The sequence below is a fragment of the Agrobacterium larrymoorei genome, assembly GCF_030819275.1.
Lineage (GTDB): Bacteria > Pseudomonadota > Alphaproteobacteria > Rhizobiales > Rhizobiaceae > Agrobacterium > Agrobacterium larrymoorei_B.
In genome coordinates, this window is sequence record NZ_JAUTBL010000001.1 from 68,943 (window position 1) to 81,502 (window position 12,560).

A 12,560-nucleotide genomic window follows, 5' to 3' on the forward strand; every position below is an offset into this window, starting at 1 on the left:
CGGCCCTCAAACGCCGGCCGGATTGGCAACGTCCTGGCCGAGATCTTTCAAATCCTGATAGCGATCTCCAATACGATGGTGAGGCCGGCCACCAACGGACGCGCCGAGCGCAACGATGATCTCATCAGCTGCCGGAGCATCGGGAATTGAGGTCTGGATTGTCAGATAATGGGAGCGGCGGCCTTCGTCATTCTTGTCCATCAGTGGGATCATGATCGGCGCATTGCCGGGGCCGCGCGTGTTGGAGAAGGCGAGATAGGACTTGGCACCGACGGCCTGACGGTAATGATTACCGAAACGCAAGGTATGGATCAGTGCCGATGCATGTTCAATCTCGCCTTCGAGACCGACGACCGCAGCCTTCCCATAGCCTTCGACCGCATCTCCCGAGCCAACGGCATCAAGGATCATCTTGGTCAGCAATTCGCCAAGCACTGGCGCAGCCGCGTGGATTTCCGGCTTCAGATCATCAACGAAGCCCTTTCCTGCCCAGGGATTTTTCACCACGGCCAGTGCGGCAAACAGCTTTAACGGCGTTGCAGCCGCCTTGCCTCCCTCTATCAACGTCGTTTCGACCTGCAACAATGTCTTGCGGATCTGGATGGACATGGGTGCTCTCTCCGTCGTTATGATGTCTTATGGTATGCCATAATATTATGCTGTCAAGAACTGGATGCACGCCAAAGAAAATTTAAAATAAATCTATTTTTCCAATAACTTAAACCCTATACCGCCTCCAATCGTCCGTCATAGGCGAGTTCATAGAGACGAGTCATTTCCGCCTCATTCGGAATGCGCGGATTGTTTCCAGGCGTTCCTGAGGCAAGCCCCTGTCGCACCATTTCCGGCAGGAGGCCGAGATACCGGCTCCTCTCGATCCCGAATTCTTCCGGGGTGGGCACCTTCAGTCTTTTGTTGAGGCCGATGAACGCCTCCACCAGCTTAGCTCCGGCAACAGGGTCGCTATCGTCTGACGTGGCGCACCCTAGCGCGCGAGCCGCCGCCGCATAGCGCGGCAAGGCGGCATTCAAGGAAAACTGCGTCACCAGCGGCAGCACCATGGCATTCGACATGCCGTGAGGCACGTGAAAAAAGGCGCCAATCGGTCGGCTCAAACCATGGATCAGGGCTGTAGAGGTATTGGAAACCGCAAGTCCAGCATGGGTGGCACCGAGCATCATTGCTTCGCGTGCCGTCCGGTCGTTTGGATCGTTCGCGACCCGCTCCAGATGAGCGCCGATGAGCTTCAACGCGGACAGCGCCAGTGCCTCGGCGTGGGTATTGCCATTCCGGTTGACCAGTGCCTCCAGCGCATGAGTCAGCGCATCAATGCCGGTATCCACCGTGACGCGATAGGGACAAGTCAGTGTCAGCTCATAATCGATGATGGCCGCGACCGGCAAAGCCGCAGTGCCGAGGATCAACATTTTTTCGCTGGCGCCCGTATCGGTTACCACCGCAGCACGCGTAACCTCGGAGCCGGTTCCCGCAGTCGTCGGGATGGCGACGACTGGCATTACCGTGAAATCGACGATGCGCGGTACCTTCAGCGCTCGCAGCTCCTCACCACTTGTAGCAACGATTGCGCCCGCCTTGGCAGTATCGATAGCACTGCCCCCACCAAGCGCGACCAAGCCATCATGGCTTCCATCTGAAATCCGATCCACCAAGGACTGGATGGTGATGTCTGTAGGATCTTCCACCACGTCGGAGAAAATCGCGGCGTCGACATCCTCATCGGCAAGAGCCTGCAAGAGGGCATCAGCATGGCCGAACTTCCGCATGACTGGATCACAGACAAGCAGTGGACGGCGAACACCGAGCGATTTGACAATGCCCGGCAATCGAAATCGACTTCCGCCACCGATCAGCAGTTCGCGCGGCATCAGGACACGGTTTATCATTGTAGTCTCCGTCGCTCTAAGAAAATTTGAATTCCATCTGCAACGCAGGCCTCAGATGCGCATCAACCGCAGCGACCCTAATGCGCCAGGATTTTCGACAGGAAGGAGCGCGCGCGTTCCGTCTTGGGATGGGTGAAGAAACTGTCGCCCTCGCCGATCTCCACGATCTCTCCGCCATCCATGAAGACGATCCGATCGGCCACCTTGCGGGCAAATCCCATTTCATGGGTGACGACCATCATCGTCATACCCTCTTGGGCAAGCGACACCATGACATCGAGAACCTCGTTGATCATTTCCGGATCGAGCGCGGAAGTCGGCTCATCGAAGAGCATCGCAACAGGGTCCATCGCAAGCGCACGGGCAATCGCCACACGCTGCTGCTGCCCGCCTGACAGCTGGCCTGGATATTTGCGGGCCTGTGCCGTCAGCCCAACCCGCTCAAGCAGAGCATTGGCCTTGGCGAGCGCTTCATCCGGCGAGCGCCCCAGAACCTTTTCCTGCCCGATGCAGAGATTTTCGAGGATCGTCATATGTGGGAAGAGTTCAAAATGCTGAAACACCATTCCCACCTTGGAGCGCAGCTTCGGCATGTCGGTCTTTGGATCCGTGACCTCGACCCCGTTGACGACGATCACACCATTTCCCACCGTTTCCAACGCGTTGACGCATTTGATCAGCGTCGACTTTCCAGACCCGGAGGGACCGCAGATCACAACGACCTCACCCTTGGCGACGTTGAGGCTGCAATTGGTCAGGACTTGAAAAGTGGGTCCATACCATTTGTTGACGGAGTGCAGTTCGATCATACCGGTTGCTTGAGACATCCTGCTCTCCTTAATGCGCGTCAGCAGACATTGGGCCGTAGGCTTTGCCGAACCGCTTCTCGATGCGGCGCTGGATCAGTTCCCATGCGGTTGTCATGGCGAGGTAGTAGAGAGCTGCGACGGTAAAGAGCTCCAGAACCAGAAACTTCTCCTGAATGAGGACCTGCGTGCGTCGCAGAAGCTCTTCCATGGAAATGATCGAGGCGATTGAGGTGGTCTTGAGCACACCGTTGACGGAGTTGCCAAGCGGCGGAATGATGATGCGGAATGCCTGCGGCGCCACAATGTAGCGCATGACCTGCGCCTCCGTCATACCGATCGCGCGTGCCGCATTGACCTGCCCCTTCGGCACCGCGGCAATACCGGCACGAACGATTTCGGACAGATAGGCGGCCTCGCAAAGTGAGAGACCAATCAGCGTCGATTGCACCACCGTGAACTTGATACCGATCTGCGGCAGGCCGGTATAGATGATGATCAGTTGGACCAGAAGCGGTGTGCCACGAAAGATCCACGTGTAGAAGTAAGCCGGACCGGAGAGGATGCGGTACTTCGACATGCGCATTACGGCGATGATGAAGCCCAAAGCTAAACCCGCCGTCATAGCGAATATGGTAAGGCCGAGCGTAACCAGCGCGCCCTCGAAGAGATAAAAATTCGTAAGATATTCGAAAAAGCCTTCCCAGTTCCAACCCTTCACGTCGATCTCCATTGCATGCCGTAACGGTCGCGGCGGAGAGCATCCGCCGCGCTGAAAGTCGGGATGGATGAAACTCAGCCTTCAGGGCCGAGAACGGAAAGATCGCCCGGCGCCATGCCAACGCCGTAGCTTGCCATCAGCTTTTCGAGCGATCCGTCGGCCTTCATCTCCTTGAGAGCGGCAGACACGGCCTCTGCGACGTCTTTGTTGCCGAAGGAAAGCGATCCGGGGGTCGGATACATACCAGACAGCGCGTGGGTAAACTCACCGCGATCCTGATACTGCTTGGCGACCGGATCGATCGATACGGCGGCCTGCACCTGACCGGCACGCAATGCCTGGTAGACGGTAGCGTAATTGTCGAAGAGATTGATGGTCATCGGCGTTAGACCACGCTTCTTGAAGTCTTCATTCAATTCCTTGATCTTGCGCTCCGCATACCCGCCGATATCTGTGCTGACCGCCTTGCCGGCCAGATCATCAACCTTGGTGATCGGATCTGACGCACCCACTGCGGTGGAGATGCTGATCGCCAGGTTTTCGTAGGGGATCATAAATAGGATCTTGCGACGTTCTGCCGTCACGAACAGTCCAGCATTGATCATGTCCCAACGTCCGCCCTGCAGACCCGGCACCATGGTTGCATATTCCGTGCTGATATATTCCGGCTTGAGGCAGAGCCGCTTGGCGATTTCATAACCCAGCTCGATGCGCAGGCCCTTCAGCACACCCTGCTGATCGGCATAGGCCATCGGTGGCAGTGTCGGACTTGTCGCCATGACGAGATGGCCTGGCTTTATCAGTAAGCTATCTGCAATTTTCGGTTTGCAATCCTGAGCAAGGGCTGCGGTTGAAAACAGCAAAAGGCTAGCAGCTGCCAGAAGGGCTCTGGCAGACACGGTTTCGCATTTCCGAAATTTCGGATTCCAGTTCATTGTGAGCTCCACTCTCTATATTATTGATTATGGCATACCATCACATCAAACGAATTTGTCTGTCAATAAGGTGACGTAAATTTTATAAACTATTGTAATTGCAAATTAATTTACGCACAGCACGCCAACGGCTGGTCGCGCTGAACCGCCGCACCGTAGAATATTTGCGTGCCGAATGGCTAAGCTTCGGCGTTTTTCTGTGCCGTCAAAACGGCCTCGGCTATCGCACAGGCGCTGGCCACATGATCGAGCGCCGCCTGGTAAGCGACGTCGCCGTCTCCCTGGCGAATAGCCTCTACGATCTTCTCCATCTGTGCCGGGCCTTCGGTGTCGCGGCTCTTGGTCTTGATCGTCATGGAGCGAAGATGATTGATCCTGACGGTGAGAAGATTGACCACACCCCAGGCCACGTGCCGATCGACCTTGCTGAACAGCGTCTGATAGAAAGACGAGGTATGCGCAAGAACGCCTGCCATGTCCTTTTTCGCGTAACTCTTGCGAATTTGATCGAGCGATGCTTCCAGCGCCGCAACGATAGCAGGATCGCGTCGTTCGGCGCAGAGCCGGGCAGCCATTCCCTCCAACGCACCGCGGATCTCGTAAATCTGCTTCGCCTCGTCCAGATCAAGCAATGCGACGATCGGGCCTTTATTTGGCAGGTTGGCCACCAGCCCTTCGGATTCCAGATGACGCAGAACCTCGCGAACGATGGTACGTGAAACCCCAAGCTGCGCGCAAAGATCGCGCTCTACCAGACGATCCCCTGGACGAAAGTAGCCATTTACGATCGCATCCCGGACCTTGTCGAGCGCAAGCTCTCTCAAGGTTTTCGTCGGACGTTCAACGCGAATGGCATTTCCCGGCAAAGCATCGTTCATGGTATCACCTCATCTGTCGCTTGCCTGGTTGTGCTCAGGGCAGAATCAGGATTTGGCTTTTAATATTATGGCGTACCAAAATATTTAGCGACGCTGTATGATCATGGCAATCGCCAGATGACAGTGCGCACTGCTTCCCCGCCATCAAACCTTTATCCCATCCGCTCCGAAGCATAAGAGCCGGGGCTTGGCGGAAAGACGACGGTGCGGTTGCCGTTCATGAACACCCTCTTATGGATATGGGCATGGATGGCGCGCGCCAGCACCTGCGCCTCCACGTCACGGCCAAGCGAGACATAATCCTCCGGCGACTGGGCATGGGTGATGCGCACGGTGTCCTGCTCGATGATCGGGCCCTCATCGAGATCGGCAGTCACATAATGGGCTGTAGCACCGATCAGCTTCACGCCGCGCTGATAGGCCTGCTTATAAGGATTGGCGCCCTTGAAGCTTGGCAGGAAGGAGTGGTGGATATTGATGATCCTGCCGGCCATCGCTTCGCACATTCTATCGGACAAGACCTGCATATAGCGAGCCAACACGATCAGTTCCGTGCCGCTGCCTTCGACAATATCCATGATCCGGCCTTCGGCCTGTGGCTTGTTCTCCTTCGTTACCGGAATGTGATGGAAGGGGATATCGTGATTGACGACGACCTTCTGGTAATCGAAATGGTTGGAGACCACGCCGACGATATCGATCGGCAGCGCGCCAATGCGCCAACGGTAGAGCAGATCGTTGAGGCAGTGGCCGAAGCGCGACACCATAAAGAGCACTTTCGTGCGCTTCGCCTGATCGTAGAGCCCGACCTCCATGCCGAATGTCTTCGCAATCGGCTCCAGGCCTGCTACCAGTTCCTCGCGGGTCGCGCCCTCTTCCGAGATGAAGCCGACGCGCATGAAGAAGCGGCCTGTCTCAAGATCATCGAATTGCGAGCTATCGACAATATTGCAACCCTTCTCCGCCAGAAAACCCGAAATGGCGGCCACGATGCCGCGTGTGGACGTGCATGTAACGGTCAGGACGAAACTCGTCATCTGGCGCCCTCTCTACAATCGATGGGAAAAGCCCGCGCTACCCGAGGAGCGCGGGAAAAGCCGCAAGACGGCGGGGAAACCTTATCAGACGTCGAGCGTGGTCTGGTGCTCCCAGGCCGTGAACTGGGAGCAATAGCTGTTCCACTCACCATGCTTGAGCTTCAAATACGCCTTTGAGAACTCGACGCCGAGGGCCTGCTGCAACGCCTCATCCTTCTCATATTCGCGCAGCGCGTCGAGAAGATTGAGCGGCAGTTTCGGCGCATCCGTGACGGTATGGCCTTCGCGGTACATGTCGATATCGTGATGGGGACCCGGATCGGCCTGAGAGCGAACGCCGGAAAGGCCGGCTGCGATAATGATGGCCTGCAGCAGATAGGGGTTCACCGCACCGTCCGGCAGGCGAAGCTCGAAACGCCCGGGCCCCGGCACACGCACCATATGGGTGCGGTTGTTGCCGGTCCATGTCACCGTGTTGGGTGCCCATGTGGCGCCGGATACGGTGCGGGGCGCATTGATGCGCTTGTAGGAATTGACGGTCGGATTGGTGACAGCCGCCAGCGCCGAGGCATGTTTCATGATGCCGCCAAGAAAGGTCTTACCCTTGGCGGAAAGGCCGAACGGCATCGCCTTGTCGGCAAAGGCATTGATCTTGCCGTCCAGATCCCACACGGAAATATGTGCGTGGCAGCCATTGCCGGTCAGGCCCTTGAACGGCTTCGGCATGAAGGTAGCGCGAAGGCCGTGCTTTTCAGCAACGGATTTGACCATGAATTTGAAAAAGGAGTGCTTGTCGGCCGTTTGAAGCGCGTCGTCATATTCCCAGTTCATTTCAAACTGGCCGTTCGCGTCTTCATGGTCGTTCTGGTAAGGCTTCCAACCTAGCTCCAGCATGTAGTCGCAAATTTCGGCGATGACATCGTAGCGGCGCATCACCGCCTGCTGATCGTAGCAGGGCTTTTCAGCGGTATCATATTCATCGGAAATCTTGCTGCCGTCGGCGGAAATCAGGAAGAATTCCGGCTCGACCCCGGTCTTCACCCGCAAGCCTTCGCTTGCGGCTTCGGCAATCAGCTTCTTCAAGACCACACGCGGCGCCTGTTCGACAGGCTGGTCTTCCATCACGCAATCGGCGGCGACCCAGGCGACATCCTTCTTCCATGGAAGCTGGATGACCGAAGAGGCATCCGGTATGGCAAAAAGATCAGGATGGGCAGGTGTCAAATCGAACCAGGTGGCAAAGCCTGCAAAGCCTGCGCCGTCCTTCTGCATGTCTGCGATCGCTTCGGCAGGCACCAGCTTGGCGCGCTGCCCACCGAAGAGATCGGTGTAGCTGATCATAAAATATTTGATGCCCTTTTCGGCTGCATATGCGGAGAGGTCCAGTGTCACGTCATTCCCCTTTTTTGGTATCAGACACTTGATTTTAGAAAGACGGTCGCATCCTCCCAAACGCGCCCGTCCTTAATGCATGCTTTTAGAAGCCACCCTTACCCGGGAACCAGTTCGTTCCGGCCAGCGGCACCTGCGCCATGGCTGCGGCCTCCATGGTCAAGGCCACGAGATCTTCCGGCTCCAGATTGTGGAGGTGGTTCTTGCCGCAAGCGCGTGCGATGGTCTGCGCCTCCAGCGTCATCACCTTCAAATAGTTGGCAAGGCGACGACCGGCAGCGACCGGATCGAGACGCGCGGCAAGCTCCGGATCCTGCGTCGTGATGCCAGCCGGGTCTTTGCCTTCGTGCCAGTCATCATAAGCGCCAGCGGTGGTGCCGAGCTTCTGGTATTCCTCTTCCCATTTCGGGTCATTATCGCCAAGCGCCACGAGTGCTGCGGTGCCAATCGCCACCGCATCGGCGCCAAGTGCCAGAGCCTTGGCCACATCGGCGCCGGAGCGAATGCCGCCCGACACGATCAATTGCACCTTGCGATGCATGCCGAGATCCTGAAGGGCCTGGACGGCAGGACGAATGCAGGCAAGCGTTGGCATGCCGACATTTTCGATGAAGACGTCCTGCGTGGCAGCCGTACCGCCCTGCATACCGTCCAACACCACCACATCGGCACCAGCCTTCACCGCAAGCGCTGTGTCGTAATAGGGGCGCGCGCCACCGACCTTGATATAGATCGGCTTTTCCCAGTCGGTGATTTCACGCAGTTCGAGGATCTTGATTTCCAAATCATCCGGGCCGGTCCAATCGGGATGGCGGCAGGCCGAGCGCTGGTCGATACCCTTGGGCAGATTGCGCATATTGGCGACGCGGTCGGAAATCTTCTGACCGAGCAGCATGCCGCCGCCGCCGGGCTTGGCGCCCTGGCCGACGACCACCTCGATGGCGTCCGCACGGCGCAGGTCCTTCGGGTTCATGCCATAGCGAGAAGGCAAATACTGGTAGACCAGGGTCTGGCTGTGGCCGCGCTCCTCATCCGTCATGCCGCCGTCGCCTGTCGTCGTGGAGGTGCCGGCAATCGTGGCGCCACGGCCAAGGGCTTCCTTGGCATTCCCGGACAGCGCGCCAAAACTCATGCCCGCGATCGTGATTGGCGTTTTCAGCGTGATCGGCTTTTTGGCAAAGCGCGTGCCGAGCGTAACACTCGTATCGCACTTCTCGCGATAGCCTTCGAGCGGATAGCGCGAAATGGAAGCGCCAAGAAACAGCAGGTCGTCAAAATGCGGTACCTTGCGCTTCGTACCGGCACCGCGAATGTCGTAAATGCCGGTCGCCGCAGCGCGGCGGATTTCCGCCAGCGTATGGTCGTCGAAGGTTGCGGACTTGCGCGGCGGGGTGAATGGGTTGTGGTAGCTCATCGTGTGATCCCTGCCTCAATACGCATCGGCGTTGTCGATGTTGAAGGTGTAGAGCGTGCGAGCCGAACCGTAGCGCTTGAACTCGGTCGGCTTGGCATCGGTGATGCCTGCCTTGTCGAGAAGCTCCGCCAGTTTTTCGAGATGTTCGGGCCGCATTTCCTTTTCGATGCAATCGGCGCCGAGGCTTTTGACCGAGCCGCGCACGAAAAGCTTTGCCTCGTAAAGACTGTCGCCCAAGGCGTCACCCGCGTCGCCGCAGACGACGAGATGACCGGACTGACCCATGAAAGCTGACATGTGGCCGATATTGCCCTGCACGACGATATCGATGCCTTTCATCGAAATGCCGCAACGGGAGGCGGCATTGCCCTTGATAACGAGAAGCCCGCCGCGACCGGTGGCACCCGCATATTGAGAGGCATCGCCTTCGATGACGACGGTACCGGACATCATGTTTTCCGCGACACCGGGACCTGCAGAGCCGTGAACGGTGACGGTGCCACCGTCATTCATACCCGCGCAGTAATAGCCGACCGAACCATGCACATCGACGGTCACGGGACTGTCAATGCCGACGGCCACGGCGTGATGGCCGCGCGGGTTGACGACTTCAAATTCGGTGTCGTTCGCACCGGTGGAAAGGCCGTGCAGCGCCTTGTTGAGGTCACGCAGCGGCGTATGAGAGAGATCGAAGACTGGCATGGATATGACTTTCACACGGATAGGCCGAGGGCGGCATCAGGCTGCTTTTTCGTGGTCCCAGAAATAGACGGTCGCAGGCTCCGGCTCCCAGACGCGAGCGGTCTCAATACCCGGCAGATTGACCAAGGCACGATATTCCGAACCGAAGGCGACATACTGATCCGTCTCGGCCATGACGGCGGGCTTGCAGGCAATCGGATCGCGTACGACGCCGAACCCGGACTTTGTGCCGACAACGAAGGTGAAGAAGCCGTCGAGATCGTCGAGCGCACCGGTCAGCGCTTCACCCAGATCCTTGCCCTTGGCCATTTCTGCCGTGAGATAAGCGGCCGCCACTTCGGAGTCGTTCTGGGTTTCGAAACTCATGCCCTCACGAACCAGCTCGCGGCGCAGGTTGTTATGGTTGGAGAGCGAACCATTATGCACGAGGCATTGGTCCGAGCCCGTGGAAAAGGGATGCGCGCCAAGCGTCGTCACTGCCGATTCCGTTGCCATTCGGGTATGGCCGATGCCGTGGGTGCCGGCCATGGAGCGCACGTCGAAACGGGCAACAACGTCTTTCGGCAAGCCAGTCTCTTTATAGATTTCAACGCTGTCGCCCGACCCCATCACGCGCACATTCGGACGGATTGCAGCGAGAACCGCACGGATCGTATCAAGCGCGTCCGACGAAATGTCGAGAACGGCATGGGTGCTCTTCACCGTCACCGAGGCATCGACACCGTTTTCCTTCAGCGCATCGGCAAGACCGGAAAAATCAACATCCGGGCTGGCCGACTGGATCGTCACCTTGGCGCGCCCTGCGGCAGCGCCGCCATAGATCGCAATACCTGCCGAATCCGGCCCACGATCGGTCATGGTGATCAGCATATCCGAGAGCAGCTGACCCAGCTGCGGCTCTAGACTTTTATCTTTCAGGAATAATCCAACAATGCCGCACATCGATAGGCACCTCCGTTCGTTTCTGAACAAAGGCGTATCATATGGAATTTCTAAACGTCAACTATCAGGAATAATTTTTTCTTCTAAAGCAATCCTTCAGTCACCGGTGACCCGACGCTGAGGGTAGGAAATGATCGACAAGTAGCGCGCCGGAAGCTGCACCAAGACCTCCGGTCCATGTGGCGCATCCGCATCAAAAAACAGGCTATCTCCCGCCTGCATTGTGAAAAGCTGCTCTCCGTGGCGATAAACCACCTCGCCCTCCAGCATGTAGAGAAACTCCATTCCCTCATGCTGAAAGGTTGGAAAGACATCGGAGTCCGTGGTCAGGGTGATGAGGTAGGGCTCGACGGTAACGCCGCTTGTGTTGTTGTCGATATGTCCGAGCAAGCTATACTGGTGCCCAGCCCGCGTGCCCCGGCGCTCGATATTGACGCCCTGCCCTGCTTTAACAAAGGTGGCGCTGCGCGGCTCCTCAAAGCCACGGAAGAAGGCGGTGATCGGCACACCCAAGGCCTTGGAGAGGGTCTGCAAGGTCGTCAGCGACGGGGAGATGTTGCCGTTTTCGATCTTCGACAGCATACCAACGGACACGCCTGTCGCTGATGCCAGATCGGTCACGGTAATACCGAGCTTTTTGCGATACGCCCTTACCTCGTGACCAATCGCCATTTCCAGATTGTTGACCCTGGGCTCGCGAACGGCATGAGGGTCCTGCGACAGGAACTGTGCGGCGTCGCTCGTGGTGGTGTCCTTGGCCATTGGTTGCTCCGGCATCGGCTTCGTTACCCTTCCTTACAGGAAAGCAATTTTAATTCGGAGGAAATTTTTGCCGCAGCGTATTGGGCGTTTTACCAAAATGAGCCTTGAAGCATCCGGAAAAGTGACCGGCGCTGGAAAAACCGGTCGCAAAGGCCACTTCGGCGATGGAGAGCGGACTCTGCTCAAGCAACCTGCGGGCATGGTCGAGGCGGATCTCGCGGTAGGTGTCCAGAAACGACGTCCCGAGCTGGCTTGCAAACAAACGATCAAGATGGCGCGGGCTCGTTCCGGCAAGCTTGGCCATGGTCTGACGGTCGAGCGGGTTTTCGATGGTGGCTTCCATTTTTTCCAGTACCGTCAACACTGCAGGATGGTGGGTGCCATAACGCTCCGCCAACGAACCGCGCTGCGGCGCGCTGGGTTCGGCCACGGCCGTGTGCAGGAACCAGTCGCTCACACGCCGCGCAAAATGGGCGCCCATACGCTGAGAGATCATCGCATGCATCATGTCGAGAGGCGCGACACCGCCAGCACAGGTGATCCGGTCGCCATCGAAAACGAAACGCGCCTGTCTGGGCGTCAAATGGCCAAATGCCTCGCGCAGCACCGGGGCATGTTCCCAATGGATGGTGAAATCGCGATTGTCCAGCAAGCCCGCCGCAGCAAGAATATAAGCGCCACTGGAGATGCCACCGACGCGTACTCCCTGCCGGGCGAGGCGTCGTAGAAGTGCCAAAGAACCCTCCGGCAAAGCCCAGTCCTGTGGTGTGCCGCCGGCGCATACAAAAATCGTGTGACATGCGTCGCCGACGATCGACAAAGGTTGACAGTCCACGGGAATGCCGGATGACGTCCGAACAGTCTCTCCATCGAACGACAATGGGATCGCCTCATAAAGATCGGTCCCGGCAATCAGATTGGCTGCACGCAGCGGTTCGGCTGCGGAGGCATAGGACATCAGCGCAAAGTTCGGCATCAGAAGGAAGCCGATCCGCTGAGCATTCTTCTGCTCGAAAGTGGACATGTCTCTTTTCTATATCTATCCGTCCCATTTCTGCAATGCCTAA

Annotated in this window: 13 protein-coding genes; all 13 read right to left on the bottom strand. The window is 57.6% G+C overall.

Going from position 1 to position 12,560, the window contains the following annotated elements; translation table 11 throughout:
• Positions 1-6 precede the first annotated feature (6 nt).
• The gene (locus QE408_RS00345) at positions 7-609 is read right to left on the bottom strand and encodes an amino acid synthesis family protein (RefSeq protein ID WP_306927530.1); all 603 of its coding nucleotides are present in this window, start codon (positions 607-609) and stop codon (positions 7-9) included.
• Between the two features lie 116 nt (positions 610-725).
• Entirely contained in the window at positions 726-1,904 is a 1,179-nt protein-coding gene (locus QE408_RS00350) for an iron-containing alcohol dehydrogenase (protein ID WP_306927532.1), read from the bottom strand.
• A 77-nt stretch (positions 1,905-1,981) separates the two neighbouring features.
• The gene (locus tag QE408_RS00355; RefSeq protein WP_306930131.1) at positions 1,982-2,713 is read right to left on the bottom strand and encodes an amino acid ABC transporter ATP-binding protein; all 732 of its coding nucleotides are present in this window, start codon (positions 2,711-2,713) and stop codon (positions 1,982-1,984) included.
• Positions 2,714-2,741: 28 nt separating this feature from the next.
• On the bottom strand, positions 2,742-3,431 hold the full coding sequence (locus tag QE408_RS00360; protein WP_306927534.1) for an amino acid ABC transporter permease: 690 nt from the start codon (positions 3,429-3,431) through the stop codon (positions 2,742-2,744).
• A 74-nt stretch (positions 3,432-3,505) separates the two neighbouring features.
• The gene (locus QE408_RS00365) at positions 3,506-4,366 is read right to left on the bottom strand and encodes an ABC transporter substrate-binding protein (RefSeq protein ID WP_306927535.1); all 861 of its coding nucleotides are present in this window, start codon (positions 4,364-4,366) and stop codon (positions 3,506-3,508) included.
• A 179-nt stretch (positions 4,367-4,545) separates the two neighbouring features.
• Positions 4,546-5,244: a GntR family transcriptional regulator gene (locus tag QE408_RS00370; protein WP_306927537.1), complete on the bottom strand. Its 699-nt coding sequence runs from the start codon at positions 5,242-5,244 to the stop codon at positions 4,546-4,548.
• 152 nt (positions 5,245-5,396) lie between these two features.
• Positions 5,397-6,281, bottom strand: coding sequence for a formyltetrahydrofolate deformylase (gene purU, locus QE408_RS00375; protein ID WP_306927539.1), 885 nt, complete (start codon positions 6,279-6,281; stop codon positions 5,397-5,399).
• A gap of 84 nt (positions 6,282-6,365) precedes the next feature.
• Complete coding sequence (glnT, locus tag QE408_RS00380) at positions 6,366-7,673, bottom strand: type III glutamate--ammonia ligase (protein ID WP_306927540.1); 1,308 nt, start codon at positions 7,671-7,673, stop codon at positions 6,366-6,368.
• An 85-nt stretch (positions 7,674-7,758) separates the two neighbouring features.
• Positions 7,759-9,087 carry an FMN-binding glutamate synthase family protein gene (locus tag QE408_RS00385; RefSeq protein WP_306927541.1) on the bottom strand — a complete coding sequence of 443 codons (1,329 nt, stop codon included), beginning with the start codon at positions 9,085-9,087 and terminating at the stop codon, positions 7,759-7,761.
• Positions 9,088-9,102: 15 nt separating this feature from the next.
• On the bottom strand, positions 9,103-9,789 hold the full coding sequence (locus QE408_RS00390; protein WP_306927543.1) for a GXGXG domain-containing protein: 687 nt from the start codon (positions 9,787-9,789) through the stop codon (positions 9,103-9,105).
• Positions 9,790-9,825: 36 nt separating this feature from the next.
• Positions 9,826-10,731 carry a class II glutamine amidotransferase gene (locus tag QE408_RS00395; protein ID WP_306927545.1) on the bottom strand — a complete coding sequence of 302 codons (906 nt, stop codon included), beginning with the start codon at positions 10,729-10,731 and terminating at the stop codon, positions 9,826-9,828.
• A 96-nt stretch (positions 10,732-10,827) separates the two neighbouring features.
• Complete coding sequence (locus QE408_RS00400) at positions 10,828-11,508, bottom strand: helix-turn-helix domain-containing protein (RefSeq protein WP_306927546.1); 681 nt, start codon at positions 11,506-11,508, stop codon at positions 10,828-10,830.
• Between the two features lie 34 nt (positions 11,509-11,542).
• Positions 11,543-12,517, bottom strand: a complete 975-nt coding sequence (locus QE408_RS00405; protein WP_306927548.1) for a GlxA family transcriptional regulator — start codon at positions 12,515-12,517, stop codon at positions 11,543-11,545.
• Between the last annotated feature and the right edge of the window lie 43 nt (positions 12,518-12,560).